25 protein-coding genes and 2 pseudogenes are annotated in these 25,330 nt (G+C 70.8%); 15 read left to right on the forward strand and 12 right to left on the reverse strand.

The annotated features are described in order from the left end of the window. The first annotated feature begins 84 nt into the window (after positions 1 to 84). Together SNOUR_RS38530 and SNOUR_RS38535 are read left to right on the forward strand one after the other, a co-directional pair. Positions 85 to 909 carry an LLM class F420-dependent oxidoreductase gene (locus SNOUR_RS38530; protein WP_067356534.1) on the forward strand — a complete coding sequence of 275 codons (825 nt, stop codon included), beginning with the start codon at positions 85 to 87 and terminating at the stop codon, positions 907 to 909. A 16-nt stretch (positions 910 to 925) separates the two neighbouring features. Beyond that, the gene (locus tag SNOUR_RS38535; RefSeq protein WP_067356536.1) at positions 926 to 1,357 is read left to right on the forward strand and encodes a TIGR03668 family PPOX class F420-dependent oxidoreductase; all 432 of its coding nucleotides are present in this window, start codon (positions 926 to 928) and stop codon (positions 1,355 to 1,357) included. Between the two features lie 54 nt (positions 1,358 to 1,411). Here the strand turns inward: SNOUR_RS38535 and SNOUR_RS38540 are convergent, their stop codons facing one another. Then, positions 1,412 to 2,578, reverse strand: coding sequence for an MFS transporter (locus SNOUR_RS38540; RefSeq protein ID WP_067359142.1), 1,167 nt, complete (start codon positions 2,576 to 2,578; stop codon positions 1,412 to 1,414). Positions 2,579 to 2,688: 110 nt separating this feature from the next. Beyond that, complete coding sequence (locus SNOUR_RS38545; protein WP_067356538.1) at positions 2,689 to 3,774, reverse strand: GMC family oxidoreductase N-terminal domain-containing protein; 1,086 nt, start codon at positions 3,772 to 3,774, stop codon at positions 2,689 to 2,691. Positions 3,775 to 3,842: 68 nt separating this feature from the next. Here SNOUR_RS38545 and SNOUR_RS38550 point away from each other — a divergent pair. Continuing rightward, a pseudogene (locus SNOUR_RS38550) lies at positions 3,843 to 4,289 on the forward strand (AAA family ATPase); the annotation flags it as partial. Further along, a pseudogene (locus SNOUR_RS38555) lies at positions 4,286 to 5,882 on the forward strand (hypothetical protein); the annotation flags it as partial. The pseudogenes SNOUR_RS38550 and SNOUR_RS38555, both read left to right, overlap by 4 nt. A 380-nt stretch (positions 5,883 to 6,262) precedes the next feature. On the opposite strand, the gene SNOUR_RS38560 reads toward SNOUR_RS38555, so the two are convergent. After that, entirely contained in the window at positions 6,263 to 7,843 is a 1,581-nt protein-coding gene (locus tag SNOUR_RS38560) for an alpha/beta hydrolase (RefSeq protein WP_067356543.1), read from the reverse strand. A 223-nt stretch (positions 7,844 to 8,066) separates the two neighbouring features. Between SNOUR_RS38560 and SNOUR_RS38565 the strand changes: the two genes are divergently transcribed. From SNOUR_RS38565 to SNOUR_RS38580, 4 genes are all read left to right on the forward strand, one after another. Then, the gene (locus tag SNOUR_RS38565) at positions 8,067 to 8,249 is read left to right on the forward strand and encodes a ribbon-helix-helix protein, CopG family (RefSeq protein ID WP_067356545.1); all 183 of its coding nucleotides are present in this window, start codon (positions 8,067 to 8,069) and stop codon (positions 8,247 to 8,249) included. Between the two features lies 1 nt (position 8,250). Beyond that, a complete protein-coding gene (locus SNOUR_RS38570; protein ID WP_067356548.1) occupies positions 8,251 to 8,595 on the forward strand; it encodes a VOC family protein in 345 nt (114 codons plus the stop codon). Positions 8,596 to 8,621: 26 nt separating this feature from the next. Then, positions 8,622 to 9,479, forward strand: a complete 858-nt coding sequence (locus SNOUR_RS38575) for a class I SAM-dependent methyltransferase (RefSeq protein WP_067356551.1) — start codon at positions 8,622 to 8,624, stop codon at positions 9,477 to 9,479. A 146-nt stretch (positions 9,480 to 9,625) separates the two neighbouring features. Next, positions 9,626 to 10,504 (forward strand): MOSC domain-containing protein, encoded by an 879-nt coding sequence (locus SNOUR_RS38580; protein ID WP_067356553.1) that lies wholly within the window; start codon positions 9,626 to 9,628, stop codon positions 10,502 to 10,504. A gap of 65 nt (positions 10,505 to 10,569) precedes the next feature. Here the strand turns inward: SNOUR_RS38580 and SNOUR_RS38585 are convergent, their stop codons facing one another. Continuing rightward, entirely contained in the window at positions 10,570 to 11,397 is an 828-nt protein-coding gene (locus tag SNOUR_RS38585; RefSeq protein ID WP_067356555.1) for a helix-turn-helix transcriptional regulator, read from the reverse strand. Between the two features lie 128 nt (positions 11,398 to 11,525). Between SNOUR_RS38585 and SNOUR_RS38590 the strand changes: the two genes are divergently transcribed. From SNOUR_RS38590 to SNOUR_RS38600, 3 genes are all read left to right on the forward strand, one after another. Continuing rightward, on the forward strand, positions 11,526 to 12,335 hold the full coding sequence (locus SNOUR_RS38590) for an SDR family oxidoreductase (protein WP_067356558.1): 810 nt from the start codon (positions 11,526 to 11,528) through the stop codon (positions 12,333 to 12,335). A gap of 67 nt (positions 12,336 to 12,402) precedes the next feature. Further along, positions 12,403 to 12,795, forward strand: coding sequence for a RidA family protein (locus tag SNOUR_RS38595; protein WP_067356561.1), 393 nt, complete (start codon positions 12,403 to 12,405; stop codon positions 12,793 to 12,795). A gap of 360 nt (positions 12,796 to 13,155) precedes the next feature. Further along, positions 13,156 to 13,788 carry a GmrSD restriction endonuclease domain-containing protein gene (locus SNOUR_RS38600; protein ID WP_067356563.1) on the forward strand — a complete coding sequence of 211 codons (633 nt, stop codon included), beginning with the start codon at positions 13,156 to 13,158 and terminating at the stop codon, positions 13,786 to 13,788. A gap of 297 nt (positions 13,789 to 14,085) precedes the next feature. On the opposite strand, the gene SNOUR_RS38605 is transcribed toward SNOUR_RS38600, so the two are convergent. Beyond that, a complete protein-coding gene (locus SNOUR_RS38605) occupies positions 14,086 to 14,982 on the reverse strand; it encodes an SDR family oxidoreductase (RefSeq protein ID WP_067356565.1) in 897 nt (298 codons plus the stop codon). A 122-nt stretch (positions 14,983 to 15,104) separates the two neighbouring features. Here SNOUR_RS38605 and SNOUR_RS38610 point away from each other — a divergent pair, with 122 nt between their 5' ends. Beyond that, a complete protein-coding gene (locus tag SNOUR_RS38610) occupies positions 15,105 to 15,671 on the forward strand; it encodes a TetR family transcriptional regulator (protein WP_067356568.1) in 567 nt (188 codons plus the stop codon). A 323-nt stretch (positions 15,672 to 15,994) separates the two neighbouring features. Here SNOUR_RS38610 and SNOUR_RS38615 read toward each other — a convergent pair whose 3' ends face one another. Further along, a complete protein-coding gene (locus SNOUR_RS38615; protein ID WP_067356570.1) occupies positions 15,995 to 16,507 on the reverse strand; it encodes a MarR family winged helix-turn-helix transcriptional regulator in 513 nt (170 codons plus the stop codon). A 58-nt stretch (positions 16,508 to 16,565) separates the two neighbouring features. Between SNOUR_RS38615 and SNOUR_RS38620 the strand changes: the two genes are divergently transcribed. Beyond that, positions 16,566 to 17,540: an amidohydrolase family protein gene (locus SNOUR_RS38620; RefSeq protein WP_067356572.1), complete on the forward strand. Its 975-nt coding sequence runs from the start codon at positions 16,566 to 16,568 to the stop codon at positions 17,538 to 17,540. 47 nt (positions 17,541 to 17,587) lie between these two features. Here the strand turns inward: SNOUR_RS38620 and SNOUR_RS38625 are convergent, their stop codons facing one another. The 4 genes from SNOUR_RS38625 to SNOUR_RS38640 form a co-directional block, all read right to left on the reverse strand. Continuing rightward, entirely contained in the window at positions 17,588 to 18,391 is an 804-nt protein-coding gene (locus SNOUR_RS38625) for an MBL fold metallo-hydrolase (RefSeq protein ID WP_079143165.1), read from the reverse strand. A gap of 243 nt (positions 18,392 to 18,634) precedes the next feature. Beyond that, positions 18,635 to 19,207, reverse strand: coding sequence for a MarR family winged helix-turn-helix transcriptional regulator (locus SNOUR_RS38630; RefSeq protein ID WP_067356575.1), 573 nt, complete (start codon positions 19,205 to 19,207; stop codon positions 18,635 to 18,637). A 226-nt stretch (positions 19,208 to 19,433) separates the two neighbouring features. Then, on the reverse strand, positions 19,434 to 20,150 hold the full coding sequence (locus tag SNOUR_RS38635) for a DUF4190 domain-containing protein (RefSeq protein ID WP_312635292.1): 717 nt from the start codon (positions 20,148 to 20,150) through the stop codon (positions 19,434 to 19,436). 414 nt (positions 20,151 to 20,564) lie between these two features. Next, a complete protein-coding gene (locus SNOUR_RS38640) occupies positions 20,565 to 21,299 on the reverse strand; it encodes a carbonic anhydrase (protein WP_174717936.1) in 735 nt (244 codons plus the stop codon). A 275-nt stretch (positions 21,300 to 21,574) separates the two neighbouring features. On the opposite strand from SNOUR_RS38640, the gene SNOUR_RS38645 reads away from it, so the two are divergent. Further along, the gene (locus SNOUR_RS38645) at positions 21,575 to 22,240 is read left to right on the forward strand and encodes a P-loop NTPase family protein (RefSeq protein ID WP_174717937.1); all 666 of its coding nucleotides are present in this window, start codon (positions 21,575 to 21,577) and stop codon (positions 22,238 to 22,240) included. An 84-nt stretch (positions 22,241 to 22,324) separates the two neighbouring features. Next, positions 22,325 to 23,251: a phosphotransferase gene (locus SNOUR_RS38650; RefSeq protein WP_067356580.1), complete on the forward strand. Its 927-nt coding sequence runs from the start codon at positions 22,325 to 22,327 to the stop codon at positions 23,249 to 23,251. A gap of 70 nt (positions 23,252 to 23,321) precedes the next feature. On the opposite strand, the gene SNOUR_RS38655 is transcribed toward SNOUR_RS38650, so the two are convergent. After that, complete coding sequence (locus SNOUR_RS38655; protein WP_067356582.1) at positions 23,322 to 24,434, reverse strand: sensor histidine kinase; 1,113 nt, start codon at positions 24,432 to 24,434, stop codon at positions 23,322 to 23,324. Continuing rightward, complete coding sequence (locus tag SNOUR_RS38660; protein ID WP_067356585.1) at positions 24,424 to 25,161, reverse strand: response regulator transcription factor; 738 nt, start codon at positions 25,159 to 25,161, stop codon at positions 24,424 to 24,426. The genes SNOUR_RS38655 and SNOUR_RS38660 overlap by 11 nt, the downstream gene beginning before the upstream one ends. Positions 25,162 to 25,330 lie beyond the last annotated feature (169 nt).

The raw sequence follows: 25,330 nt of genomic DNA on the forward strand, positions 1-25,330 counted from the left end.
GGATTGTTGGGCCGCGGTCGGCCGGGGTACCTCGCCTGGGGTTGCCGACCGCGCACCCGAGACACCGGAAGAGAAGGAGCCGCTGTGAAGTTCGGTGTATCGACCTTCCTCACCGACCAGGGCATCGCGCCGGCCGCACTGGGGCGTGCCGCGGAAGAGCGGGGCTTCGACTCCCTGTTCATCGCCGAGCACACCCACATCCCGGTGGACCGCCGCACGCCGTACCCGCGCGGCGGGGAACTGCCCGAGATGTATTACCGCACCCTCGATCCGTTCGTCGCGCTCGCCTCGGTCGCCTCGGTCACCGAACGGCTCCTGCTGGGCACCGGCATCGCGCTGGTGGCCCAGCGGGACCCGCTCGTCACGGCCAAGGAAGTGGCGTCGCTGGACCTGGTCTCCGGCGGGCGGGCGGTCTTCGGGGTCGGCATCGGCTGGAACAAGGAGGAGATGGCCAACCACGGCACGGACCCCCGGACCAGGGGCCGTCTGGTGGACGAGCGGCTGCGGGCCATCCGGGAGCTGTGGACACGGGAAAAGGCCGAGTTCCACGGGGAGTTCGTGGACTTCGATCCCGTCTACTCCTGGCCCAAGCCGGTCCGGCGACCGCACCCGCCGATCTACGTGGGCGGTGGCGAGGGCGCCTTCCACCGGGTGGCCGCGCTCGGCGACGCCTGGTTGGCCAACAGCGCCTCGCCCGAGGAGCTGGGGCCGCAGATCGAGCGGCTGCGGAGCCTCGCCGACCGGGACGTGCCGGTGACCGTCTACGCGGTGCCGCCGGATCCCGAGGCCGTCGAGCGGTACGCACGGCTGGGCGTGGAACGGGCCCTGTTCTACCTGCCGACGGTGCCGGAGGCCGAGACACTGGCGCACCTCGACCGGTTCGCCGAGGTCGCCGGGCGCTTCCGGTGAGCCGGACGGGGCAGCGATGCCGGCGATGAGCGGCGGGCGGGCCCGGGAGCGCTTCGCGGCGGCCCGGGTCGCCCGCCTGGCCACCGTCGACGACCTGGGCAGTCCCCATCTCGTGCCGGTGGTGTTCGCGGTGACCGGCGACACCCTCGCCTTCGCCGTGGATCACAAGCCCAAGCGGACCACCGAGCTCAAGCGGCTGGCCAACATCCGCCGCCGCCCGGAGGTCTGCCTGCTCGCCGACGCCTACGACGAGGACTGGGACCGCCTGTGGTGGGCCCGGGCGGACGGTACGGCCACCGTGCTGCCGCCGGCCGACGCCTCGGAGACGTCCGCGGGGTATGTGCGGCTGCTGATGGAGAAGTACCGCTCGCAGTACGCCGGCCGCCGACCGACCGGACCCGTGGTGGCGGTGGTGGTGGCCCGCTGGTCCGGCTGGCAGGCCACATGAGGAGGCCGGGCCGGGGGATGAACCGCCCCGGCCCGGCCGGCAGTTGTCGGAACGTCAGCGCGCCGCGCGGGACTCCGTCGGGCGGCGGGTCCTGCGGTGGATGCCGACCGCCGCGGCGAGACAGAGCACGGCGATCGCGCAGAGCACCAGCGGGACGGCCCGGACGCCGGCCGCCTGGATCACCCCGCCCAGCGCGGGCCCCGCCGCGACGCCCCCGACCATCGACGCGGCGATGACATAGGCACCGGCGCGGCGCGCGGTGGGCACCGTCCGGGTCAACCAGGGCAGCCCGGTGGGGAAGATCGGGGCGATGAACAGGCCGACGCCCGCGTACATAGAGGGGGCCAGTGCCGGCACCGCGGCCGCGGCCAGGCAGACCGCCATGCCGGCGCAGCTGACCATGATGATCGCGGCCTCGGAGTAGCGGAGCGTGAGAGGGACGACCAGGAAGCGGCCCACCGTCATCATCAGCCAGTACACCGAGGTGGCGGAGGCGGCGAAGCCCGCGCCGAAGCCGACCGTCTCCAGGTGGGTCGGCTCCCAGCCGCCCACCCCGGCCTCGACGCCGACGTGCAGGACGTAGAGCGTGACGAACGCCGCCATCAGCCAGGCCGGCGAACGGCCCAGGGGAGCGGACACCGCCCGGCCGTCGCCGGCGGAGTCGGTGGGCCGGGGCGGGTCGGTGTTGCTGACGCCCTTGAGGAAGAGCAGCAGCAGTGCCGACAGCACACCGAACGCGCCGAAGACGAACGGGTACCGATCCGGGCCGACGGCGCCGATGACGATCGGCCCGCCGACCGCCCCGATGCCGAAGAAGGCATTGAGGACGTTGAGCATCGCCGTGCTGCGCCGGCCGAAGCCCACCGCGAAGAGCTGGTTGAGGCCGTAGTCGATGCCGCCGAAGCCGAGTCCGGCGCCCAGCGCGGCGGCCAGCGCCACCGGCCAGGACGGGGCCAGCGCGAAGCCGGCGGTACCGACCGCCATCAGCAGGTACGAGGCTCCCAACAGGGCGCGGTTGCCAACTCTGCCGTGCACGCGGTTGAAGGCGAGCACCCCGCACACGCCGCCGATGAAGTGGGCGCTCAGGCCGAGTCCGGCCGCCGCCGGGGTGAGGCCGAAGGAGGCGCGCAACGCGGGGATGGCGGGCCCGTAGAAGGACTGCAGCGCACCGATCAGCGCGAAGCCCGCACAGGACGCCACCAGCGCCACGGTGCTGAACATCCGGAACTCGGGGGCGTGTGGGGGCAGCGGGGTGGTGTCGGTGCGCCGTCCGTCGCGGCTCCTCTTGTCGGCGGTTCCGGTTGCCGGGAGCTCGCTCATCTGGCCTTTCCTCAAGGATTGTTGAACCGGGAAACGATCTCATGGGCGAACGCCATGATCGTGCCCTGTGGACTGATTCCCGTCACGCCGGGGAGCACACTGGCGTCGCACACCCGCAGGCCCCGGAAACCGTGCGGGCGGCCGTCGGCGTCGCACACTCCAGCGCGGTCGGCCGCCCCCATCGCGGCCGAGGCCATGCCGTGCACCGAGACCAGTTCCCAGTCCCGCGGAAGCACCCGGCGGCAGAACTCCTCGGCGTCGGCGGGCGAGCGCAGCGCGGGGGCCGCGGCCACCGGCGGCGTCAGCTCGGTCGCGCCCGCCGCGAACAGCAACGCGGCGCCCTTGCGGAAGGCGTCGCACAGCGCGCCGTGGTCCACCGCGGTCATCGCGTGGCGCAGCGGCAGACCACCGCCGGGGACGGCGCGTACCGCCGCGGTCCCGTGCAGCCGCACCTGTGTGGTGAAGACGCCCAGGTGGTCGAAGTCGGCCAGAAGGCGTTGGGTGTCCGGGGCCGGACGGCCGGCGAGCGCCGCGGCCAGGCTGCCGCGGGAGACATTGGCCGGCATGATCAGCACGCCCTGGTCGCCGAACTCCTTCAGCTGCGCGGTGAAGATGGTGCCGCGGTCGGCGTGCACCGGCTCCGGGAAGCGGGCGATGGTCCGCAGGTTGACGTGCAGGGAGAGCCGGCGGCCCGCGGCGCGGTGCTGGATCCGGCTGCGCTGGAGCAGCGCCGGGGTGCCCAGCGGACCGGCCGCCAGGAACACCGCACGGGCCCGGTAGACGGTCCGGGCGCCGTCCGGGCCGACGGCCAGCACCCCGCGGGCGGTGCGCCCGTCGTGCAGCACGCGCACCACCCGGGTGCCCGGGCGGATCTCCGCGCCCAACGCCTCGGCCTGCGGCAGATAGCTCACGGTCATGCTCTGCTTGGCGCCACTGGTGCAGCCGGTCGTGCAGCGGTTGCGGTGCAGACAGTCGCGCACCGCGCGGTCGGCGTGCTGCGAGCCCCACGACAGCCGTTCCGCGCCGGCCGCCAGGAGCCGCGAGTCGCGGTTGCCCGCCCCGTGCCGCTGGGTGACGACGCCCAGGCGGGTGGTCACCGTCTTCAGACGGACCTCCAGGTCCTGTGCCCGGTAGCCGTCGATGCCCGACTGCGCAGAAGTGGTTCGGCGACCCCGGCACCGGCAAGAGCTGGCTTGCCGAGCTGCTGTCCGCCGCGATCAGCCGCAACTCCACGCTGGTCGTGCAGGGCACCGCCGGTACCACCGAGGACCACATCAAGCACTCCTGGAACGTGTCCATGGTCATCGCCAAGGGCCAGTCGCGGGAGTCGATGATCCCCTCGCCGATCATGACCGCCATGGAGAACGGCGCGATCGGCCGGTTCGAGGAACTCACCCGCTCCACCAGCGACGTCCAGGACGCGCTGATCTCGATCCTGTCCGACACGCTGGCCTCCTCGCTCGTCGGCTCACTGGCCCGACGCGAGCCCGAAGACCTGGCCATCCTCAACAAATACCTGCACGGCGTCGTCGAGCCGCGCAGCAAGGAAGAGGGCGGATCATGGCCGGAATTCCTGGCGGGCGGCCGCGACACGATCGCCCCCCTGTCATGAGCGGCGCGCACGAGAGCACCTTCGCCGGGCTGCGCGGACAGCTGCAGGAGGCCGCCGCCACGTTCGCCGACGGGCCCGACGCCCTGGAGGGCATCCTGCTCGGCATCGTCGACGACGTCGACCGCGCGGTCCGCGATCTGCTGGAGATCTTCCCCGTCTGCCACCACTCGCCCGCCTCCGCACTCGCGATGGCCCGCCGCCTGCGGGAGAAACAGCCGAAGGTCGTCTACCTGGAGCTGTGCGAGGACATGGCCCCGCTGCTCACCGAACTCCGCAACTGCCGGCTCCCGGTGGCGGTCCAGGCGTTCGCGACCGAGATCGAAGGCTTCCCCGCCGAGTGGTCCCCGCTGTCGGTGGTCGCACCGATCACCGAGGCGTCGGCCGAGTACCAGGCGATCGCCTATGCACTGGACACCCCGGGCGTCGAGCTGGTCCTCGTCGACCGCTCCTCGGACCACGTCTTCCAGTGGGACGCCCGCGGCACACACTCCGCCGGGCTCCCCGCCCAGGACGGGGGGAGCGGACGCCCCACCCGCCGAGGAGGAGGCCGCGCTGCACGGCGACGCGGTCGGCGTGGAGATCGGTGACCTGCGGCCCCGCTTCGCCGAGTTGGAGGAGCACCTGCTGCGCCACGGCAAGGTGCGGCACTGGTCGGAGTGGTGGCACCAGTACGTCGAAGTGCCGCTCGGCGACAGCGACCACGACACCTACCGGCAGGTCATGCTGCTGATCGGCAGCCTCTTCCGGCGCCTGGCACCGGGGGACCCGAACCGGGTGCGCGTGGACGAGGACCGTGAGCGCTACATGTGGACGAGGATGCGCGCGCACCTGGCCGCGACCGGCGCCGATCCCGCGGACTGCCTCTACGTCTGCGGCGCCTTCCACGCGGCCAGTCGCGTCGCGGAGTTCGGCGTCCACGGCACCGACACCTTCGAGATCAGCCCGCGCACCGCCACCACATGGCAGCACGGCCTGATCCCGTCCAGTCACGCGGCGATCGAGGCGCAGTTCGGCCTCGCCGCCGGTTCGGTGTCGATCGCCGCCACGGTCTGGGCGAAGAACGTCAAACGCACCCGCGTACAGCCCTACCGCCTGAACGGGCAGACCGGCTGCGACCGGCCCCAACTGGAGCTGGCAGTCGGCCAGTCACACCCCGAGGACCCGTCCAAGACGGCACTGCTGTGGGCGGCCCGGACCCAGCTCGGCCACCTCTCCCGCGCCGACCTGCGGGCCAAGTGCGACGCGCTGCTCGGCAACCCCCTGGTGGTGCCCGCCTACCCGCGCTACCTCAGCGGCTTCCTGCACGCCCTGGAGCCCGTCCCCGGCCTCACCGACTTCGTCGTGGAAGCGGTGTCGATCGCCTTCGGGCGACTGCTCGACCCGGTGCTCCTGCCGTGGCTGCCGACCCTGATCGGCACCCTGCGCTCGGACGGCGCCGAGCTGGCCCCGTTGCTGATCCGCGAGGCCGGTCGGATCTTCCCCGGCCGACTCGCGGCGCTCGACGCCTGGACACCACCGTGGCGAAGCCAACCCGAAGCGCACACCGCCCAACCGACACCGGGCGCGGACGCCGGCCACGGCGTCCCCCTCCTCGCCGCCCACCCCGCGACGTGCGACGCTCTGGCGGGCCTGCTCGGCTGCGACGGCAGCTGGCAGACCGAGCCACCCGCCCCGCACGGCGCGGCACTGACCAGGTCCCACCCGGACACGGCCATCGCACTGGAGGCACTGCTGGCCGGCCGATGACTCCGCCCGGAGCAAGCCCCCCGGCCCGCGGCCCCTGTCGGGGCGCCCGAACCCACGGGCGCCCCGACAGGCACGAGACCCACGGCCCCTAACGGTCCGTCAACTCTACGGAGAGTCAATGGCGGTGAGGTCGACGATCCAGAACGGGAGGTGCCACCCCAGGCATGAGTTCCTGGCCATCGTCACGGCCAGGACCCCAGGCGTGCGCTGTCCGGTGCGCAAGGTGGTCAGAAGCCGGGCGCTCCCGGTACGGGGTGCGGAATCGGGACCGTGCTCTTCCCCAGGCCGGCGTTCTGGCTGGCGGACGCCTCGCAGGTGAGGTCCCGTGTCGGGAGCTGTCCGGTGCTCAGATAGGCGTTGACGGCGCGGTTGGCGCAGGCGCGCGGGTCCCCGGAGTAGACGCCGTGGCCCTCGCCGCCCTCGACGTACACCATGCGCGAAGCCTTCAGGGCGCGGTGCATGCCCAGACCGCTGACCAGAGGTGTCTGGGGATCCCACTGGTTCTGGACGGTGAGGAGACGGACATTGTTGTGCACGGTCGTGGCGGGCTCGGCCGGCCCGGTCCAGAAGGGGCACGGCGTGATGTTGGAGCCGAAGTCGCCGTACAGCGGATACCTGGCCTTGTCTTGGATCGCATCACGGCGGTACTGGTCGATGCGACGCGGCCAGGCCGCGGTGTCGCCGCAGACGACGGACCAGAACACCGCGGAGCCGTTGTCGGCCGGTGGCTGCGCGTCGGTTTCTTCGGGGCTCCGCGGGGCCGGCGCGCCGGCCAGCCCCACGATGCGGTGCGAGGTGGGCTTCCCATCGGCGGCGGCCTGCAGCGCGGCGACGGTCTCGGCGGCCACGATCGGACTGAAGAACTGGGGACGCAGACCGGCACGGAGGTCGTCCCCGCTGAGCTTCTGGTTCTCATACGGGATGGGGTCGCGGTCGGCTCGGGCGATCAGGTCCCAGAACGACGCCTTCACCGCGGCCGGCGTGCTCCCGAGGTGATAGGTCCGGTCGCGCTGAGCGGTCCACTTCGTCCATCGGGTGAACGCCGGCTCGGCGCCCTCCGCCCACACCTGGATCATGCCGCGCCAGACCCGGGCGGGGTCGACCGCGCTGTCGAGTACGAAGCGGTCGGTCCGCTGCGGGAACATCTGCGTGTAGACGGCGCCGAGGTAGGTGCCGTACGAGAAGCCCAGGTAGGAGATCTTCTTCTCGCCCAGCACGGCGCGGATGACGTCCATGTCACGGGCGGTGTTGCGGGTGGTGAGGTGCCGGAGCATGTCGCCGTTCTCGGCGCGGCACTTCTCGGCGACGGACCGCGCCCACGTCACATCATGGTTGAACGTCTCGGGCCGGTAGGGGTGTTCGACCTTCCGCTCCGCAGCCGTCAGGCCGCAGGTGACGGGGGTGCTCCGGCCCACTCCGCGGGGGTCGAACCCGATCAGGTCGTAGCGCTCGCGGACGTCCTTGGGCATCGTGTCGTTCATCGCGACCGGCATGGCCAGGCCGTTGGCGCCGGGCCCACCGGGATTGAACAGGATCGCACCGTGCCGCTCGGCCGAGCCGCCGGCCTTCATCCGGGAGATGGCCAGCTTGATGGTCCTGCCGGTGGGCCGGCCGTAGTCGAGCGGCACGTCGATCGTCGCGCACTGGTACGCGGCGGGCATCGAGGTGTCGCAACGGTGCCAGGCGGGACGCTGGTTGTGGAACCCGTGCAGTGGGTCCGCGGCGGATGCCTGCGCCGGGGCCAGGGTGGGGACCAGCGTCGCCGTGACCCCCATCGCCAGCACGGCCGCTAAGCGTCGTATTCGCACGAAATGACTTCCTTCCCGTCAACTTGCCGGAAAGCACGACCATTTCGTACGAGCAAGTGCCGACGAATCCTCCTCCAGGGCCATCTTGGTCCGCCTCCGGGTGGACTCCGGCCCTCGGCGGCCGGGCACGGTGAGCGGCCGTTGCCGTCCACCGGATACCGGTCCCCACGGCCGGGTCGACCAGATCTGGCGGCTAGCTTGCTAGGATGCTAGCATCGCGCTTGTGGGTGATGAGGAAGTCAAGCAGTTCAACGTGTACCTGCCGATCGGACTGATCAAGCAGGTCAAGTACCACGCCATCGAGTCGGGGATGTCGCTGTCGGCACTGGTCGCCGAAGCGCTGCGCGCCTACCTCGACGACGCCGAGGGCACAGACGACGAGCGAGCGACGGAGAAGGAGAGCTGATATGACGACCGAAGGAATCCAGGCCGTGCACCTGACGACCCACAACTGGGGCAGGGCGGCGAAGTTCTTCCAGTCGCTGGGCTACGAGTTGGAGTTCTCGACCGACCACAACTCCGGTCAGCTCCGCAACGGCGACGGGCCGTACGTCTTCATCGCCGAGGTCCCCGAAGACCAGGAGCCCCAGACGCAGATCGTGCTGAAGGTGGCGGACGCGGAAGCGTTCCGCCCCGATCCTGCCGTCGAGGTGGTCACACCGTTCGAGAACACCCACTACGGAACCAAGGAGATGACCGTCCGCGACCCCGACGGGCGACTGTGGAGCCTCCAAGCACCCGCCGAGAACTGACCGCAACCGCAACGGAAGGGAACACCATGACAGGCGAGCCGACCGGGACACCGGACAACACCGCGCTGCGGACCGCCCTCTGGCGAGCCATGCACGTCCAGGTCGACCCACCACCGCATGTGCTCGACGACGAGATCGGCCTCCAACTGGCGGCCCCCGACGACGACTGGCGCAGCCGCCCCGACATGGACCCGGACACCACCAGGGGATTCCGCGCGGCCATGGTGGCCCGCGCCCGCTTCATCGAGGACCTGGTCGCCGAGCAGATCGACCACGACGTCACCCAGTACGTCATCCTGGGAGCCGGCCTGGACACCTTTGCCCAGCGCCGGCCGGAGGTCGCCTCCCGACTACGGGTCTTCGAGGTCGACCAGCCCGCCACTCAGGCATGGAAGCGTCGTCGCCTGGCCGAACTCGGCTACGACATCCCCGACTGGCTGCACCTGGTGCCGGTCGACTTCGAGGCGAGCGAAGACTGGCTGGAACAGCTGACCGCTGCCGGCTTCGATGCCGGCCGACCGGCGGTCATCGTCTCCACCGGCGTCACCATGTACCTCACCAAGGACGCCACCGCGGCCACTCTCCGCCAGATCGCCGGGCTGGCACCCGGCTCGACGCTCGCCATGACCTTCCTGCTGCCACCTGAACTCGTCGACGACGCGGACCGCCGCGGCCTCCGGGCCAGCAAGGAAGGCGCACAGGCATCCGGCACCCCGTTCATCAGCTTCTACACCCCGCCCGAGATGTTGGAACTGGCCCGTGAAGCCGGCTTCGACAAGACCCGCCACGTGTCGGGGGGTTCGCTCGCCGAGCGCTACTTCGCCGATCGCACCGACGGCCTCCGCCCGTCGAGCGGCGAGGACTTCCTGCTGGCCGAAACCTGACCATTCGTCAACTCCGCCTGCCGAAAGAAGCCAGAGGCGCGCCCTGAAGAAATGGTCTTCAAGGGAGTTGGGCGGCTTCGAGGGCGATGCCATCACCCCACCACGAACGATGTTCTCATGTGGTCGTCGGCTGAAGGAGGCGGCAGATGGCCGACGTCGTAGACCTGATCCGCTACCCCATCAAGGGGTGTGCGGGCACGTCCATGGGTGATGCGCTTCTCACGCCGGCGGGCCTCAAGCACGACCGCAGCTTCATGGTCATCAGCGAGGACGGAGTCTATCGCACCCAGCGCCGCCACCCCCGCCTCGCCCTGGTCCGGCCCACGGTCAGCCCCGACGGCAGCCGGCCCACGCTCGACTCGGCCGACACAACGAGCGGTTGCGGCACGGTGCGCCTCGACGTCACCACGTCCGCGCCACGACGCGACGTCGACCTGTCCGGCGCCACCTTCCAGGGAATCGACCAGGGTGACGAAGTCGCCGCCTGGCTCTCGGAGTTCCTCGGCACCCCCAGCCGCCTGGTCCGCCTGCCGCCGGAGCACGACAGGATCGCCGGCGGGGTGCCCCCCGGCCCCTCCGGCTATGCCGACAGCAGCGCCGTGCACCTGTTGTCCCGCTCGTCCCGCACCCTCCTCAACCAGCGGATCGCCGAGCAAGGCACCCCGCCCCTGCCCATGAATCGCTGCCGACCCAACATCGTCGTCGACGGCGGCTCCGGGCAAGGCCGTGGCAGTGACGGCGGAGACTGGGCGGCCGTACCGCACGCCGAGGACCGCGCACGCCGCATCAGCATCGGCGGAGCCGAACTGGGCTATGCCAAGCTCGCGGTGCGCTGCGCCGTCACCCTGGTCGATCAGGAGGCCGGGGTGCGGCAGAAGCGGGAACCGCTGAGTACGCTCGCAAGCTACCGGCGGGCGGCGAGCGGTGGCGTGGTGTTCGGCGCGAAGTTCTCCGTGGTGCGGCCGGGGAAGCTGTCCGTTGGCGATGAGGTGGTCGTCCATGAGTGGGGCGACGCCGAACTGTGAGAACCCCCGAGCCGCCCCGCCCCCCCCCGATCAACGTTCCCGGAGTGATCAAACCACCTCGGAGATCATTTCTTTAGGAGTTCCAGGACGAGTGCCTGTTCCGAGGGGCTGCCCGGGGCGGCCTGGTAGACGACCAGTTGTTGTCCGGGGGCGCCGTTGACGGTCAGCGACTCGTAGTCCAAGGTCAACGCGCCCACCAGCGGATGCCGGAAGCGTTTGGTCTCGCGGGTCTTCTGGCGGATGTCGTGGCGGGCCCACAGACGACGGAACTCCGGGCTCTTCAGCGACAGTTCACCGACCGTCCGGACCAGTTGGGGGTCGTCGGTGTCGGTCCCGGCCGCCGAGCGCAGCCCGCCCACGGTGTTGGCCGCCACCTGCTCCCAGTCCGGATAGAACTCGCGCGCGTCCGGGTCGAGGAACACCAACCGCACCAGATCGCCGCTGTAGGCATGGCCGGCGAACAGGGCCCGACCCAGGGCGTTATGGGCCAGCACCGTCAGACAGCGTCCGAGGACCACGGCCGGTGTGCGGTGCCAGCCTGCCATCATCCGCAACAGGACCGGACTGACCGTCTCTGGGCGCCCCTGCCCACCGTCCCGCGCACGACGCCGCCCCGCAACCGGTCGCGCCAGCCGCTGCAGATGATCCGTCGCGTCCCCGTCCAGGTGCAGGGCCCGGGACAGGGCATCGACGACCTGCACGGAGGGATGCCGCTCCCGCCCCTGCTCCAGCCGCACGTAGTAGTCGGAGCTGACCCCGGCCAGCATGGCGACCTCTTCGCGGCGCAGCCCGGCGACCCGGCGCCGAGGGGAGACGGGCAGTCCCGAGTCCTCGGGGGTGACCAGGGCACGGCGGGCACGCAGGAACTGCCCGAGCGGGTTCGCGCTGTCCATGCCCGCAACCTTAGACACGGGGGAGTGGGTGCGGCACCGCGGAGGGTGGCCGTAGCACTCCTACGATCGTGCCTCCCGGGAGAAGCCCTGCCTGGTCAGGGATGCGCCCACCGCCGCAGGCTCAAGCCATGAGTTCTTCGTCTCCCTCCCTCACCCGCGACACCGACATCGGGCGCACCGCTCAGCGGCTGACCGGCCGGGTCGCCGTCGTAACCGGCGCCTCCAGCGGCATCGGCGCAGCCACCGCCCGCCGCCTGGCCGCCGATGGGGCCGCGGTCGCCCTCCTCGGCCGTCGTGCAGAGCGTCTGCGAGCCCTGGCCGACGAACTCGGCCCCACGACCACCGCGCCCGTCCTCCCGGTGACCGCCGACCTGGCCGACCCCAAGACCATCGACACCGCCGCCCGCACCATCACCGCGACCCTCGGCCCCGTCGATCTCGTCGTCGCCAACGCGGGAGTGATGCTCGGCGCGCCCTACGAGACCGCCCACGCCGAGGAGTGGGACCGCATGATCGACGTCAATCTGCGCGGGCTGCTGCACACCGCGCGCGCCTTCACCGCCGATCTCCTCGCTGCCGCGGCCCGAGGCCGCCCCGCCGATCTGGTCCACGTCGGCTCCGTGGCCGGCCACAGTCTCTACCCCGGTTGGTCGGTCTACTGCGCCACCAAGTCCGCAGTGGCCCACCTGACCCGCAACCTGCGTGCCGAACTGGGCCCCCGCGGCGTCCGCGTGAAGAACGTCGAACCCGGCGTCACCGTCACGGAACTTGGCCACGACATGCGGGACACCACCATGCAGACCTCCCTGGCCCGCATGCGGACCGACCTCCGGCCGCTCACCGCCGAGGACATCGCCGACACCATCGCCTTCGCCGTCTCCGCCCCCGCACACGTCAACGTCGCCGAACTGGTCGTCGTCCCCGTCCAACAGGGCTGACCGGCTCGCCCGCCGTCCCGGACACCGGCAATGGACGTATCGGCCCGGACCACTTAGCGTTCGGCGCATGACAGAGCGACGTGCGATCCTCAGTGGCTCGACCTTCGAGGAGCAGATCGGCTACGCCCGTGCCGTGATCGACGGTGACTGGGTGCACGTGTCCGGGACGACCGGGTTCGACTACTCCACCATGACGATCTCGGACGACGTGGTGGCGCAGGCCGAGCAGTGCCTGCGGAACATCGAGGCCGCGCTGGCCGAGGCGAAGTGCACCTTCGCCGACGTGGTCCGGGTGCGCTATCTGCTGCCCGACCGGGCGGACTTCGAGCCCTGCTGGCCGGTCCTCCGCCGTTGCTTCGGCGAGGTCCGGCCGGCCGCCACGATGCTGGTGTGCGGGCTCGCCGATCCCCGTATGAAGATCGAGATCGAGGTGTACGCACGACGGGCCACCACCGCCTGAGCGGCAGTTCGCGGATACCTGATTGCGAATCCGCTCAACGGGGCGTTCCATGACATCTGGTCGCTCCCTCCGCGCCTCGTGAGGGTGCGTGCGGTGTCCCTCGGCGCTGCCCGACCTGATCGGGACCTGTCTGCTTGCGTGAGGTGACGTCGGGCAGGGGCGGCGCGCAACCCACCACCTCACCGGCCGCCCATCCCTGAGGCACGCGGCATCGACCGCAGGCGAGCCCGCCCCTTCAAATGCAAGTAATGGGAAGGGAAAGGAATTGTCATGTCCATTCAACGCGCGTAGCGCAGGCCCCGGCATGTGCGGTTTCCTCGAAAGGAGTCTCTCCAACCCCCCACATTTCAGGAGACCTTGATGCCTCGCGCTGCCCTCGGCCTGTCGGCCGCCGCCGTTGTCGTCGTCGGCCTGTCCGCCGCCCCGGCACTCGCCGAACCGCCGGCCCCGCCGTCGACATCGACCGCCCGCGCCGAGCTGACGGCCCTGACCGTCGCCACCCCGCACTCCATGGACGGCTACGCCCGCGACAAATTCTCCATATGGGCCAAGCAGCCCGACGGTTGCACCACCCGCCAGGAGGTCCTCGCCCGCGACGGCAAGGACGTCCAGGACAAGCCGGGCGGTTGTCAGCCGGCCAGCGGCTCGTGGTACTCCGCGTATGACGACGCCACCGTCACCGATGTCGCGCAGGCCACCATCGATCACATGGTGCCCCTCGCCGAAGCCTGGCGCTCCGGCGCCGACACGTGGACCGCCGACCAGCGCAAGGCATTCGGCAACGATCTGAAGGACCCTCAGCTGCTGATCGCCTCGGAGTCCTCCAACAGCTCCAAGAGCGACAGCGGCCCGGCCGACTGGAAGCCGACCAACCACGCCTTCTGGTGCACGTACGCCAAGGACTACACCCACATCAAGTCCGTCTGGAAGTTGACCACGACCGACGGCGAGAAGAAGGCGCTGGCCTCGATGCTCGACACCTGCACCAACTGACCCGACGGTGACTCGCCTCCCGCACTTGCCATGGGGCTCGGCCGGCGCGGGAGGCGCTGCGCAGGAAACCTTCAGGGCTGCCCGGCGGGGTTCCCACGACCGATCGTCGGCGACACCCGCAGTCCTCGTGCTCCGACTCCCCCTGGTTCAGGGGGAGTCGGACACGTCACGTACGTAAAGAGCATCCACGCGCGTCCAGGGGGATACGGGAACGCTCGCCCGGCCCGCCACGGCATCGGGCCTCTATGCCGTGGTCACCGCAGGGGGATTCGGCTGCGGCAGGGTGGAACGGCCCACCTAGGCCCGGAAGTAGTGACCCTGTTCCAGGTCGTCTATGAGTCCGTGATGGGTCGGCTGCCATCCCAGTAGTTCGCGGGTCAGCGCACTGGACGTCGGGGCGTCGGCCCCGAAGAAGGTGCCCAGCCAGCCGAAGTGCTGCTCCGCGTCCTCGGGCGAGACGGGCGCCACCGGGAGGCCGAGTTGCCGGCCGATCGCCTCGGCGATGGTACGAACCGGTACCGCCTGCTCGGCGACTCCATGCAGCACCGACCCCGCCGGAGCCCCTTCCAGCGCCAGCCGGAACAGGCGCGCGGCATCGCTGCGGTGCACGGCACACCAGCGGTTCGACCCGTCGCCGACGTATCCCGACACGCCCCTGTCGCGGGCGATGTCGATGAGGGTCTTGACGAAGCCGTGGTCGCCTTCGCCGTGCACCGACGGGGCCAGTCGCAGCACTGACGAGCGGACCCCGCGCGCGGTGAGGGCGAGCGCGGCCTGCGCCGAGGGGGCTCTCAGGGCCCCGATCGAGTCGGCGACGGGGACGTCCCGTTCGGTCGCCACCCGTCCTTCAGCGATCCCCAGCGTGCCGGAAGCCACGACCAGGGGGCGGTCGGATCCCTCCAGTGCGGCACCGAGCGTCTCGATGGCGCGCAGATCGGTGCGCGCCGCGTGCTCGTATCGCGAGAAGTCGTGGATGAACGCGAGGTGGATGACCCCGTCGGACGCGGCGGCGCCGGCGCGCAGGCTGTCCAGGTCTTCCAATGTGCCGCGGTGCACCTGCGCCCCGGCGGCAGTCAGCCGCTCGGCCGAGGCGTCCGAGCGCGCGAGCCCGAGGACCTGATGGCCCGCGTCGATGAGTTCGGGAACGACGGCGGACCCGATGAATCCGGATGCGCCGGTGACGAATACACGCATGAGGGGAACTCCCAGCACTCCATCGTCCTCTGCGCAGGGTGCGCCGAGAACGGACCGATGTCAGTCACTGACATCGACAGTAGCACCGATGTCAGTGACTGTCATCGAGTAGGATTCGGGACATGAGTCGATGGGAGCCCAACGCGCGTGGCCGACTTGAGCAGGCGGCATTGGAGCTCTACAGCGAGCGCGGGTACGAACAGACCACCGTGGCGGAGATCGCCAAGCGTGCGGGACTGACGGAGCGGACGTTCTTCCGGTACTTCCCCGACAAGCGCGAGGTGCTGTTCGCCGGTGCCGGCACACTCCAGGAGCTCTTCGTCGATACCGTCACCGAGGCGCCTGACGCCGCGGCGCCGATCGACGCGGTGGCCGCGGCCCTCGAGGCCGCCGCGGCACAGTTCCAGGGGCGCTTCGACGGGGTTCGCCGCCGGCAAGCCGTCATCGCCGCCAACGCCGAGCTCCAGGAACGCGAACTGATCAAGTTCGCCTCGCTGTCCGCGGCACTCTCCGACACTCTGCGCCGCCGCGGTGTGGGAGAACCGGCCGCGAGCCTGACGGCCGAGGCGGGCATCGCCGTGTTCAAGATCGCGTTCGAGCGCTGGGTCGAGCAATCCGACGACCAGGACTTCGCGCACCTCATCCGAGAGTCGCTCGCCGAACTCAAAGCCGTGGCCACGGGCGCCTGACCCCGTCGCCGGGCGCCGCCGCCCGCGCAAGCGCCGCGCGTTCGACGCCGGGGCCACTCACGGCAGGCACCTCATGGCCCGAGCCCCCGCGTCACCTGCGCAAGAATCCGCTCGTCGTGATCCGCGGTGACTCGCCGGCGTCCTGAAACGTGGCCGTCGAGGATCCCAGGGCATTGTGCGGCGCGGATATGGCGCCGTGTCCGTGCGCTACGACGGGGCGTACGGAGCGGCGGCGAACTGACCGCCCATGTTGGGGAGTTCGTACCCGAACCACCGTCCCGTCCGCCCTTGTCGACCTGAGGATTCGCCGGCCTGAGACTTCGTCAGTGGTCCGTTCCGGTCATCGTGTCGGTGATGAGGCCGGCGAGCTGGTGCAGTTGTGCGGTGAGCGCGTGCCGCTCCTGCGGTGTGAAGCGGGACAGCGCCTGGGACTGACGGGCGCGCAGTTCGGTGCGCATGGCGGTGAGTCGTCGGGTGCCGTCGTCGGTGAGGCGGATGAGGACCTGCCGTTCGTCCTGGTCGGAGCGGCGGCGGGTGATCACGCCATGGGCTTCGAGTTGTTTGAGCATCCGCGTCGCGGTGGGGACGCTGATGTCCGCGTTGGTGGCGAGCCTGCTGACAGGCAGGCCCGCGCCCCGCGAGTCCTCCGTCAGGGGGTCGAGCAGGGCCAGCTGGGCCATGGAGAGCCCGGTCGCGGACCGTCCGACGGTGGCGGCCCGTGACCGGCGCATGGCGTAGAACAGCTGGTCAGCGGCGCGCGCCAGCTCCTCGATGCCCCCTTGGTCGGGGGCGGGGGCCGGGCTGCCGTCGGCGACGCCCTTGCTCGTCTCTCGCATGATTGTTAGCTTACTCAATGAATTCATTAGCAAGCTAAGTAATAGGGAGCTAAGGATCATGGATCACCCCGGCCGCATCGACGTCCACCAGCACGTCGTCCCGCCCATGTGGGCCGGCGCCCTCGCCGCGCGCGGCCTGGACTCCGGAGGCTGGCCCATCCCGGACTGGAGCCCGAGCGGCGCGATCGCGATGATGGACCAACAGGGCATCGCCACCGGCCTGCTCTCGGTCACCGCACCCGGTGTCCACCTCGACGGCGACGCCGAAGCCCGCACCCTGGCCCGGGCCGTCAACGAGTACGGTGCCGAGGTCGTCAAGGACCGCCCCGACCGCTTCGGTCACTTCGCCAGCGTCCCGCTGCCCGATGTCGACGCAGCCCTCGCTGAGGCCGCCTACGCACTGGACACCCTGCATGCCGACGGAGTCGTGCTGATGTCCAACGTCCACGGCCGCTACCTGGGCGACCCGGACTTCGAGCCCCTGTGGGCCGAACTCGACCGACGCCGGGCCACCGTCTTCGTCCACCCCGCCCAGCCGCCGATGCCGCGGCTGCCCGGCACCCCCGCCCCGCTCGCCGACTATGTCTTCGACACCACCCGCACCTCCCTCAACCTGGTGCTCAACGACGTCATGCGCCGCTACCCGAACGTGCGCGTCATCCTCTCCCACGGCGGCGGCTTCCTGCCTTACGCCGCCTACCGGTTCGCCGGCCTGGCCCCCATCGCCGTCGACCCGGAGCGCGACGACGAGGACGTCCTCCGCGATCTGAAGCGCTTCTTCTTCGACACCGCCCTGACCGCCAGCCCCAGCGCCCTGCCCGCCCTGCTCGCCTTCGCCGAGCCCGGTCACGTCCTCTACGGCAGCGACTGGCCCTTCGCGCCCCAGGACGCCGGCACCTACTACAACCACCACCTGGAGACCTACCCCCACTACTCGCCCGGTCAGGTCGAGGCCATCGACCGGGGCAACGCCGAAGCGCTCTTTCCGCGCCTCGCCGGCCCGTCCCCCTCCGCGGCGGTTGACGTGCGCTGATCCTCGGCAGGTGCACCGCGTTCAGCAGCTGTCGGCAGGCTCGATTCTCAAGCCTGGTCTCGCAGGTGCGCGTGGAGGAGTTCGTGCAGGCGGCTTCGGGTGAATTCGCGGCCGTGACCCGGGTGGACGGCGGACACGTCCAGGTCCAAGAGGTGTTGCAGGCTTCGGCGGTAGGCGGACCGGTCCGATTCCGGGAGGTCGTCGATGAGGTCGCCGTTGTAGATCACATCGCCGGAGTACAGCACCCCGGTGTGCGTTTCGTGCAGGGCGATGCACCCCGGTGTGTGGCCGGGCAGGTGGATGACGGTCAGCTGTCGGCCGCCGAGGTCGATGACGTCCCCGTCGTGCAGCTGGTGGGTCACCTCCAGGGGACCCACCTGGTAGGTGCGAGGGTCGTAGGTCGGGTGCGGAAGTGCGTCGATCAGCAGGTCCGGTGGGGGGTCTGCCGCGGCGTCGAGGCCGAGTTGGTCGTAGAGCTCGATGCCGAACAGGCTCGCCGCAACCCCTTCCGCCAGTGCTTCGGCGGCGGCGGTGTGGGCGGCCTGTTCGCGGAACTCATGGGCGCCGCCGACGTGGTCGAGGTGGGCGTGGGTGAGCACGACCAGCGGATCCCGCGTGAACATCTGCGGGATCTCCTGGCGTAGGGCGGCGACACCCAGACCGGCGTCGATGACGAGGTCGCGATCGGTTCCGCGCAACCACCACAGGTTGGCCCGCAGCAGCTTGTCGACGTGCGGTTCGGTGATCCTGACGATGCCGTCGTCCAGTTCGTGCAGCTCGAACCAGTGAGCCGGAACCGGCAGGTCGTGCTTCGCGGTCGCCGGGTCCGCCCCGGGAGCAGAAACAGTCATGCCGAGGATCCCATCAGGCCCCTGGTCGGCCGAGCAAGAGATGTGGGTTCGGCCGAATCGCGTCCTGCGCCAGGCCGATGACCTCGTGGTGGTGGCGGACTTCGACGACCAGTTCGGCCGTGCGGTCCGCGAGCATCCGCTCGACCCGTCCGACCAGGCCGTTCGCGGGGTGCTCGGTGGACGGTTCGGTGCGGCGCTCCAGGACGAGCGGCCGCGCACCGGCCCAGGGACGCCGACGCCCCGTCAGGACTTCGGGCGGCGTCCGCTGCGGCGTGGGGCCGGCTCCGCGCCGTCCAGCAGTGCCGCCCGTCGCTCCTCGCCGTGCGTCTCGACCTGCACCACGATCCGGCGCAACATCTCCGCGGTCCGTCGGCACTCCTCGGCGTCGAGCCGTTGGGTGACGAAGACCTCCTCCGCGTTGAACTGGGGGAACAGGCGGTGCATCAGCGCCTCGCCCTCCGTGGTGAGACCGAGCAGCACCAACCGGCCGTCCTCGGGGTGGCCGGCCCGCCTGACCAGGCCGCGGGACTCCAGGGTGCGGGCGACGCCGGTCAGGGTGCCCTTGGAGATCCCGACCTCCTCCGCGACGTATCGGGTCTCCGACTCGCCCCAGATCCAGATCACCCACAGCACGACGAACGCGGTCCAGGTCAGATCCGAACCACGCAGTACGGAATTCTCCAGATGTTGCCGGACGGCCGCGGCCACCCGATGGATGTTGGCCACCACGGCCATCTGGTCGTGCCCGATCGGGACGCCGCCGAGCTTGGCTTCGACGAGCTTCTCGGCCTCGATGATGGAGCGTTGGCCTGGCACGGGACCCTCCTCTTCGTCGCCGGCGTACGGCCCGGCCGCGAGACGCGCGCCGGACCGTACGGAGCCGAATTGTAGAAGTGCCGGGCTTTTGACCGGTCTTGGCTCGCGCCCGCGGAAGAGGAAATCAGGCGTTCGCCGCAGTCGGCGACCTGCCGGGGCCGCACCGGCAGACCGGTCGCGGCTGCTCGCGAACGTCTGCCGCTACGGTTGGGGCCTGCCGCGCAGGTCAGGAGGAGGGCCCGCTCCAGTAGGCGTCGTCCCACTGCGACACGTCCGGGCTGAACTTCACCTCGACCGGATTGGCGGCCTCCGGCGGCAGCGAGAAGGCGTACTTGCCGATGGCCTTCCCGCCGGGCGGGACGGCGCCGGTGATGACCTTCTGCCGGCCGCTTCCGTCGATGACCAGTTGTGCCGAGATCCCGTCCGCGTCCTTGACGTCCGGCATTCCGGTCTCGACGCCCACGCGCCGGGAGCCGGTGTTGACCACCGTGACGGTGATCTCCACGGCCTTGTTGCCCTTGGCGTGGCCGTTGGCGAACTCGTCCGGGGTGAACGGCGTCGGCTTGGACACCGTGACCTTCAGGCCATTGCCGAAGGTGTACGCCTCGCCGAAGGACAGGTGCCGCTTCTTCTCCTCGGCCGCCTTCGACTCCTCGGCCTCCTTGGCTTCCTTGATCTCCGAGCGTGCGTCGTCGACGGCGTGCTTGACCACCACCGCGGTGAACACCGCGCTGCCGGCCGCGATCAGCAGCCCGACGATGCCCAGGGCGAGACCGGCGACGGCCATGCCCTTGTTGGTCGCACGACCCTTGCGTGCGTGGCTCACCCCCACGCCGCCGAAGATCACGGCCAGCAGGGCGGGGAGCCAGGACATCCAGAACAGGAAGACGAACAGGCCGAGGACCACGCCGACCAGGCCGAGCACCAGGGCGGTGATGCCCATGCCGTTACGGGGTTGGCCGATGGGTGTCGGGTAGGTCGCGGGGGGCACGTCGACGGATTGGTGTGCCGGTGGGGCCCACGGGTCGTGGTCCTGTGGCTGGCGACCCGTGGTCGTGGAGCCATCGGGAGGAGTGGGCGTAGTCATGCGGTTCCTTCACGCGAGTCTCTGAACTGGGAGATTACCAGAACATTTTCCCTATTATTTACCCCTGATGGTCGATATCGGTCGAACTCTTTACTCGTTCGGAAGCCGGCATGGGCGGTCGCGGCGTGGCCATGTCTGGGGGTGGCGCGGCACGGCACCGCACGGCGCCTGGCCTGGCGCGAGCCGAGACGGTTGGCAGCTGCGGTCGAGCGCAGGTCGTCAGGTGGGGTTGCGGATGCCGCGAGGGGACCGGGCTTCGTCCGGGCCGGTTCAGGAAGGTGCGCCGGCCAGAACTTCCACTCGGCCCGTGTCGAGCGAGTAGTAGGCGCCGACGACGGCAAGGGCGCCCTTGGCCACGAGGGGAGCGAGGTCCTGGTTGGAGCGCAGCTCGGTCGCGGTCAACTCGACCTGGGCGCGGGCCATGGTGTCGACGGGGTCTGCGCCTCCTTCCCGGACCGTCTGTTCGTACGCCGGCTGCAGTGCCTTGACGATCGCCTGCAGATTGCCGGCCAGCGGTTTGTCGTTGTGGAGGGCCGCGTATGCGGCCTTGACGGCGCCGCAGCGCTGATGTCCGAGGACCACGATGAGCGGGGTGCCGCTCGTCATCGGCCCGTACTCGACGGAACCGGTGACCACCGGGCCGAGCACCTCCCCGCCCGTGCGCATCACATACAGGTCGCCCAGTCCCGTGTCGAAGAGGAGCTCGGGCGGCACCCGGGAGTCGATGCAGGAGAGGATCGAACCAAAGGGCTCCTGCGTCTGGGACACCAGCTGACGCCGATTCGGATCCCGGTCGGGGTGTTGGAGGTCTCCGCTCACCCAGCGCTTGTTGCCCTCCATCAGTCGCGTGAATGCCGCGGTCGGAGTGGTCGGCCGGGGCGACGGCGAGGCGCCGGTCGCCGACGGTGCGGCGCTCGTCGACGCGCACCCGGCGAGCGCGAACGTGGCACCCGCGAGCCCGCCGGCCAACAGCGCTCTACGATCCAGATGTCCCGCACCAGTCATCGCTCGTCGATCCCCTCGGTGTCGCCCGGGCCCTTCCCTGCTTCTCGGCCAGGGCAATTGTTCAGCGGGGCGGGGTGACGCGGCGGCAGGCGCAAGCGGGCACGGGCGAGGTCGCCACCGACGGCCGAGGGCGGGTACCGACGGCGCGTGGACGTGGGCAGCCGGCCCCGAGTTCGTCGGCACCGGCGCGGCCCTCACTCTCGTCGCGCCCTCGTAGCCTTCGTCTTCCGACGAAATACCGGGTGGAGGACTGCGCACGGTGTGAGACTGCCGCCATGACCATGCACCTCATCTCCGTCATCGGCAGCAGCCCTGGTGTCGGCAAGTCCACCCTGTGTCGTGCGATAGCCGAGTGGCTCGGCGACACCGGCGCATCGGTGGACCACTTCGAGGAGGCCGACATCCTCACACGGGCTGCCTTCCGGCCCGTGACCGAAGAGTTCGCCGGTGGGGACGGAAGCGTCCGGCCTGCGACCCTGGTCGGGTGCACGCGCGCCTACGTCGCAGAGTCGCTCGCGGCGGGCAAGGACTACCTGGTGACCGATGCCCTGCTGCCGTTCATCCCGTCCCTGGTGGCATGGGGGCACGACGAGGGGACCCTCGTCCACGTCATGGGTGAGCTGGCCCGGGCTGTGGAGCCGGCCCAGGTCACCGTGGTGTACGTGCACGACGATCCGGCCAGGGCGCTGCGACGCGCGGTCGAGCGCGAGGGCGATGCCTGGGAGGAGTGGTACGTGCGGAAGCTCGCCGGGTCCCCTGGTACTCGGGCCGTTCGCGACCTCGCGTCGGCCGCCGCTCATCTCCGCTACGAGGCCGACCTGACCCGTCGTCTGCTCGCACAGACCCCGTGGCACGTGGTGGGTGTGGAAGTAGGAGACCTCGACGCCCGGGAAGCGTATGCCCATGCCCGACGCCGCCTGGTGGAGGTGCTGGGCCGGTAGTTCGTCCGGTACGTCCCCGATGCCGGCCGGCCGCGCGGGAAAAACGGGTGAGTGGCGGCCGGGCCGTGATTAGGGTCGGGCCTCATGCATTCCCCTCACCCTTTCATCAGCGACGATGCCATCGCCCGTGCGATCGCCGGGCATTGGCCGGCCGAGACATCCGAGATCGCGGAGGTCGTCTATTTGCCCTGGGGTTTCGGCGCGCATCACTGGAGGGTGGCCGGTGGCGGCACCGCCTTGTTCGTGACGTTGGACGAGTTGGGGCCCAGGCATACCGCGGAGTCGCTGGAAGCCGCGTATGCGGGGGCGGCCGCGCTCGCGGCGGGCGGGCTGGAGGTGGTGTGCGCACCGCTGCCGCATCGGGCCGGGCGGTTCACCGTCGAGGCCGCGGGCGGGGCGCTCAGTGTGACGCCGTGGTTGGAGGGGCGGACTCCGACGGAGGCGGAGGCGCGCGAGCCGGGCCATGTCCGTGGGGTTGTCGCCGCGTTGGCCGCGTTGCACGAGGCCGAGCCTCCGGGGGGATTGCGGGACTGGGCTCCGCGGGTCGCGCCGTCGTTCGCCGACGCCTTGCGGGCCAGGACCGCGCGGCCGTGGACGTCCGGTCCGCTGGGGGAGGAGGCCAGGGCCGCGCTGGCCGCGCGCGGCGAGGAGATCGGACGCTGGACGGCCCGCTATCACGAACTGGCGGACAGGGCGCTCGCCGGCCGGGAGGGGTGGGTGCCGACGCACGGTGAGCCGCACTACGCCAACCAGGTCGTCGGCGCCTTCGGCCTACGACTGGTCGACTGGGAATCGCTGGTGCTCGCACCGCGCGAGCGGGACTACGGCGATCTGCTCGCCGCCGGTGCCCGCCTGCGTCACGATCCGGCGATGGTCGAGTTGTTCGCGCTCGATTGGCGATTGTCGGAGATCGCGGAGTACGCGCGGTGGTTCGCCTCGCCGCACACCGGCAGCGACGACGACCGCACGGCGTTGGAGGGGCTGTTCGAGGAACTGTCTGCGTCGGAGTGAGTGCGGCTGCCCTGCCGCGGCGTGCGCGTGTATGTGGCGTGGGTGCGGGTGGCCGGCTGGTGGGTGGTGGTCAGCCGGCTGCGGGAAGGTGGACCTCGAAGCGGCATCCGCCGGGCACGTTGGACACCGCAGCGCGGCCCTGGTGGGCCTCCACGATGCCGCGCACGATGGCCAGGCCCAGCCCCGCCCCGGCGGGCGGGGTCCGGGCGTGGGTGCCGCGCCAGCCGGTGTCGAAGACCCGGGGCAGGTCTTCCGGGGGGATGCCGCCACAGCCGTCGGTCACGGACAGGACGACGCCGGTGGCCTGGCGCCGGGCGGAGACCGCGACGGTGCCGTCGGCGGGGGTCCGGCGGATGGCGTTGATCAGCAGGTTGCCCAGTACGCGGGACATCTCGCGGCCGTCGACCTCGATCGGCACGGGATCGACGCCGTCCCCGACCAGTCGCACGCCGTGTTCCCTGGCGAGTGCGTCCACGCCGGCGATCGCTTCCCCGACGAGGTCGTAGGCCGACATCCGGGTGGGGGCCAGGGTGAGGACGCCGGCCTGGATGCGGGAGAGCTCGAAGAGGTCGCCGACCATGGTGCCCATCCGCTCGACCTCCGTGCGGATCCGGGTGTGGTAGACGCCGGGATCGTCGACCACGCCGTCCTCCAGCGCCTCGGCCATCGCCTGCAGGCCGGCCAGTGGGGTGCGCAGATCGTGGGAGATCCAGGCGACCAGTTCCCGGCGCGAGGCTTCCAGGGTCCGCTCGCGCTCCCGGGACTCGGTGAGCCTGGCGCTGGTGGCGGCCAGTTCGCGGCTCAGCTGGGCGAGTTCGGCCGTGGGCGCGGCGGCGGGCGGGGTGAAGCGGCCGTCGTCCCCGAGGGCTCGGGCGGCCTCGGCCAGTGCGCGGCTTCCCTTGACGACGCGGCGGCCGAGGACGAGGGCCACCGTCATGGAGACGACCGCCGCCATGGCACAGACCGTGGTCACGACCCACAGGTCGTGATCGGACAGCAGCATGGCCCAGGAGACCAGGAGCGTTCCGGCGAGCATCGCGGCCACCGTGACGGCGGCGACCACGGCCAGGGACAGGGTGACCGATCGGTTCCGGAGCAGCCGCAGGGCGGCCGTGCCGACCAGTCCGGCGGCGCCCGCGCCGACCGCCGCATACAGCGCGATGAGCAGCGCGTCACCGATCATCGTGGGCTCCTCGCTCGTCGGTCCCTTCCGGTGGTGGGGCGGCGTCGAAGCGGTAGCCCACGCCCCACACCGTGCTGATCAGGTGCGGGCGGGCCGGGTCGTCCTCGATCTTCTCGCGCAGTCGCCGTACGTGGACGGTCACGGTGGACAGATCACCGAACTCCCAGCCCCAGACCCGGCGCATCAGCTCCTCCCGGCTCGTCGCCCGCCCGGGGTTCCGCAGGAAGAACTCCAGCAGGTCGAACTCCCTTATCGTCAGGGCGAGTTCGGTTCCGTCGCGGGTGGCGCGTCGGCCGGCCGGGTCCAGGCTGAGTGGTCCGGCCCGCAGCCATGGCTCCGACCGTGCCGTCCGGGCGGTGGTCGGTACGCCGGCGCGGCGCAGGACCGACTGCACCCGCAGGACGAGTTCGCGGGGGCTGAAGGGTTTGGTGACGTAGTCGTCCGCTCCGAACTCCAGGCCCAGGATGCGGTCCTCCTCGTCGCCGCGCGCGGTCAGCATGATCACCGGGAGTGGGCCCTGCGCGCGGATGCGCCGGCAGACCTCCAGCCCGTCCATGCCCGGCAGCATCAGGTCCAGCACCACCAGGTCGGGTGGCTGGGCGGTGGCCCGGGCCACGGCGGTCGGGCCGTCGGCGACCGTCTCGACCGCGAAGCCCGCCCGGTCCAGATAGCCGGCCACGACTTCGGAGACGGTGGGGTCGTCGTCCACGACGAGTACGCGTTTCACCTCACCGAGTCTTGCATCCTCTTTCGGCGGCCGGCCGCGAAGGCCCGGGACGTCAGCGTTCCGTAAGGTCACCAAGTCCTTTATGTACCTTTTGCTCTCGTAGGGTGAGGGGGGTGAGTGAGACATCCCCTTCCCCTTCACGGGTCGACGTCGTGCTGCCCCGCCTCGA

The sequence above is a fragment of the Streptomyces noursei ATCC 11455 genome (genome assembly GCF_001704275.1).
Classification (GTDB): Bacteria; Actinomycetota; Actinomycetes; order Streptomycetales; family Streptomycetaceae; genus Streptomyces; species Streptomyces noursei.

What these genes read in the sequence shown, in the direction of transcription:
- SNOUR_RS38535 (WP_067356536.1), top strand. Translation starts at nt 926, where the DNA reads ATGCCGGCGATGAGCGGCGGGCGGGCCCGGGAGCGCTTCGCGGCGGCC.
- SNOUR_RS38540 (WP_067359142.1), bottom strand. Translation starts at nt 2,578, where the DNA reads ATGTTCAGCACCGTGGCGCTGGTGGCGTCCTGTGCGGGCTTCGCGCTG.
- SNOUR_RS38570 (WP_067356548.1), top strand. Translation starts at nt 8,251, where the DNA reads ATGACGACCGAAGGAATCCAGGCCGTGCACCTGACGACCCACAACTGG.
- SNOUR_RS38575 (WP_067356551.1), top strand. Translation starts at nt 8,622, where the DNA reads ATGACAGGCGAGCCGACCGGGACACCGGACAACACCGCGCTGCGGACC.
- SNOUR_RS38580 (WP_067356553.1), top strand. Translation starts at nt 9,626, where the DNA reads ATGGCCGACGTCGTAGACCTGATCCGCTACCCCATCAAGGGGTGTGCG.
- SNOUR_RS38585 (WP_067356555.1), bottom strand. Translation starts at nt 11,397, where the DNA reads ATGGACAGCGCGAACCCGCTCGGGCAGTTCCTGCGTGCCCGCCGTGCC.
- SNOUR_RS38590 (WP_067356558.1), top strand. Translation starts at nt 11,526, where the DNA reads ATGAGTTCTTCGTCTCCCTCCCTCACCCGCGACACCGACATCGGGCGC.
- SNOUR_RS38595 (WP_067356561.1), top strand. Translation starts at nt 12,403, where the DNA reads ATGACAGAGCGACGTGCGATCCTCAGTGGCTCGACCTTCGAGGAGCAG.
- SNOUR_RS38600 (WP_067356563.1), top strand. Translation starts at nt 13,156, where the DNA reads ATGCCTCGCGCTGCCCTCGGCCTGTCGGCCGCCGCCGTTGTCGTCGTC.
- SNOUR_RS38605 (WP_067356565.1), bottom strand. Translation starts at nt 14,982, where the DNA reads ATGCGTGTATTCGTCACCGGCGCATCCGGATTCATCGGGTCCGCCGTC.
- SNOUR_RS38610 (WP_067356568.1), top strand. Translation starts at nt 15,105, where the DNA reads ATGAGTCGATGGGAGCCCAACGCGCGTGGCCGACTTGAGCAGGCGGCA.
- SNOUR_RS38615 (WP_067356570.1), bottom strand. Translation starts at nt 16,507, where the DNA reads ATGCGAGAGACGAGCAAGGGCGTCGCCGACGGCAGCCCGGCCCCCGCC.
- SNOUR_RS38620 (WP_067356572.1), top strand. Translation starts at nt 16,566, where the DNA reads ATGGATCACCCCGGCCGCATCGACGTCCACCAGCACGTCGTCCCGCCC.
- SNOUR_RS38625 (WP_079143165.1), bottom strand. Translation starts at nt 18,391, where the DNA reads ATGACTGTTTCTGCTCCCGGGGCGGACCCGGCGACCGCGAAGCACGAC.
- SNOUR_RS38635 (WP_312635292.1), bottom strand. Translation starts at nt 20,150, where the DNA reads ATGGGCATCACCGCCCTGGTGCTCGGCCTGGTCGGCGTGGTCCTCGGC.
- SNOUR_RS38640 (WP_174717936.1), bottom strand. Translation starts at nt 21,299, where the DNA reads ATGACTGGTGCGGGACATCTGGATCGTAGAGCGCTGTTGGCCGGCGGG.
- SNOUR_RS38645 (WP_174717937.1), top strand. Translation starts at nt 21,575, where the DNA reads ATGACCATGCACCTCATCTCCGTCATCGGCAGCAGCCCTGGTGTCGGC.
- SNOUR_RS38650 (WP_067356580.1), top strand. Translation starts at nt 22,325, where the DNA reads ATGCATTCCCCTCACCCTTTCATCAGCGACGATGCCATCGCCCGTGCG.
- SNOUR_RS38655 (WP_067356582.1), bottom strand. Translation starts at nt 24,434, where the DNA reads ATGATCGGTGACGCGCTGCTCATCGCGCTGTATGCGGCGGTCGGCGCG.